The organism is Erwinia sp. STN24 (assembly GCF_041320675.1).
Taxonomy (GTDB): Bacteria; Pseudomonadota; Gammaproteobacteria; order Enterobacterales; family Enterobacteriaceae; genus Erwinia; species Erwinia aeris.
Genome location: NZ_JBGGPM010000015.1, coordinates 1 through 1,734, shown reverse-complemented (window position 1 = coordinate 1,734; position 1,734 = coordinate 1). Strand labels below are relative to the sequence as shown.

1 rRNA gene is annotated in these 1,734 nt (G+C 53.7%); it reads left to right on the top strand.

The annotated features are described in order from the left end of the window. Positions 1–172 precede the first annotated feature (172 nt). Positions 173–1,714 (top strand): 16S ribosomal RNA (locus ACA373_RS22100). The last annotated feature ends 20 nt before the right edge of the window (positions 1,715–1,734 follow it).

Here is a 1,734-nt window from a genome sequence, read left to right as displayed (position 1 = left end):
CGCAACGCTCTTTAACAATTTATCAGACAATCTGTGTGGGCACTCGCAGGATTGATATCAAGCGTCTCCGGACGCAAAAAAATATCAAGTCTTAAGAGTGAACACATAATGAAATTCATTATGACGTTTTACACTTGAGCATCGCTGCACTTGTTGCAGCAAATCGAACTTTTAATTGAAGAGTTTGATCATGGCTCAGATTGAACGCTGGCGGCAGGCCTAACACATGCAAGTCGAACGGTAGCACAGAGAAGCTTGCTTCTTGGGTGACGAGTGGCGGACGGGTGAGTAATGTCTGGGAAACTGCCCGATGGAGGGGGATAACTACTGGAAACGGTAGCTAATACCGCATAACGTCTTCGGACCAAAGTGGGGGACCTTCGGGCCTCACGCCATCGGATGTGCCCAGATGGGATTAGCTAGTAGGTGGGGTAACGGCTCACCTAGGCGACGATCCCTAGCTGGTCTGAGAGGATGACCAGCCACACTGGAACTGAGACACGGTCCAGACTCCTACGGGAGGCAGCAGTGGGGAATATTGCACAATGGGCGCAAGCCTGATGCAGCCATGCCGCGTGTATGAAGAAGGCCTTCGGGTTGTAAAGTACTTTCAGCGGGGAGGAAGGCGATGCGGTTAATAACCGCGTCGATTGACGTTACCCGCAGAAGAAGCACCGGCTAACTCCGTGCCAGCAGCCGCGGTAATACGGAGGGTGCAAGCGTTAATCGGAATTACTGGGCGTAAAGCGCACGCAGGCGGTCTGTCAAGTCAGATGTGAAATCCCCGGGCTTAACCTGGGAACTGCATTTGAAACTGGCAGGCTAGAGTCTTGTAGAGGGGGGTAGAATTCCAGGTGTAGCGGTGAAATGCGTAGAGATCTGGAGGAATACCGGTGGCGAAGGCGGCCCCCTGGACAAAGACTGACGCTCAGGTGCGAAAGCGTGGGGAGCAAACAGGATTAGATACCCTGGTAGTCCACGCCGTAAACGATGTCGACTTGGAGGCTGTTCCCTTGAGGAGTGGCTTCCGGAGCTAACGCGTTAAGTCGACCGCCTGGGGAGTACGGCCGCAAGGTTAAAACTCAAATGAATTGACGGGGGCCCGCACAAGCGGTGGAGCATGTGGTTTAATTCGATGCAACGCGAAGAACCTTACCTGGCCTTGACATCCACGGAATTCGGCAGAGATGCCTTAGTGCCTTCGGGAACCGTGAGACAGGTGCTGCATGGCTGTCGTCAGCTCGTGTTGTGAAATGTTGGGTTAAGTCCCGCAACGAGCGCAACCCTTATCCTTTGTTGCCAGCGATTCGGTCGGGAACTCAAAGGAGACTGCCGGTGATAAACCGGAGGAAGGTGGGGATGACGTCAAGTCATCATGGCCCTTACGGCCAGGGCTACACACGTGCTACAATGGCGCATACAAAGAGAAGCGAACTCGCGAGAGCAAGCGGACCTCATAAAGTGCGTCGTAGTCCGGATCGGAGTCTGCAACTCGACTCCGTGAAGTCGGAATCGCTAGTAATCGTGGATCAGAATGCCACGGTGAATACGTTCCCGGGCCTTGTACACACCGCCCGTCACACCATGGGAGTGGGTTGCAAAAGAAGTAGGTAGCTTAACCTTCGGGAGGGCGCTTACCACTTTGTGATTCATGACTGGGGTGAAGTCGTAACAAGGTAACCGTAGGGGAACCTGCGGTTGGATCACCTCCTTACCTGAAGATACCTTCGTGCG